A 599-nucleotide genomic window follows, 5' to 3' on the forward strand; every position below is an offset into this window, starting at 1 on the left:
GTACCGTGCCGCCGTGCTACAGAGCGATCAGCCCGGCCGTCGTCTCCTTGAAGCCGCAGGCGCTGAAATAGAACGGACGCAGGTGGTCCTCGAAGTCGACGTGGAGCCACGCGCACTTCGCGGCACGGGCTTGCCTCGCTGCGGTCGCGACGAGTTGGGCGCCGACTCCTCCGGCCCGGCGATGCCGGGCGACCACCGTGTCCAGGATGAAGGCGTGGGCTCCACCGTCCCAGACGACGTTGACGAAGCCGATCAGTGAGTCGTCCTCCCACGCGCAGACCCAGCCGAGGCTGTGGCGCTCGAGTCTTGCCCGCCAGTCGGTCTGAGCAACCGGGTGGCCGAAGCCGTCGGCGTGCAGCGCGTTGAGGGAGGCGTTGTCGAAGTCGCCCCGCCACTCGTATGTGATCCCCACGCGCCGATGGTATGGCCCGGCCAGGTCACGGTGCATCAACCCCCCTGGTCGCGGACGGCACTTGACCTGCGCTCGACCGGCCTCCGGTGGATCGGTCCCGAGCCGTGGTCAGGCCTGGGTCGGGCGTACCGGTTCGGGGCCGCGAGCGGCAGTCAGCGGATGGACGCGGGCGATGAGCAGGGCGACG

1 protein-coding gene is annotated in these 599 nt (G+C 69.9%); it reads right to left on the reverse strand.

Going from position 1 to position 599, the window contains the following annotated elements:
• Positions 1-16 precede the first annotated feature (16 nt).
• Positions 17-412, reverse strand: a complete 396-nt coding sequence (locus tag BZY54_RS46870; protein ID WP_167414193.1) for a GNAT family N-acetyltransferase — start codon at positions 410-412, stop codon at positions 17-19.
• Between the last annotated feature and the right edge of the window lie 187 nt (positions 413-599).

Source organism: Streptomyces carpinensis, from assembly GCF_002154505.1.
GTDB classification, from domain to species: domain Bacteria; phylum Actinomycetota; class Actinomycetes; order Streptomycetales; family Streptomycetaceae; genus Streptomyces; species Streptomyces carpinensis.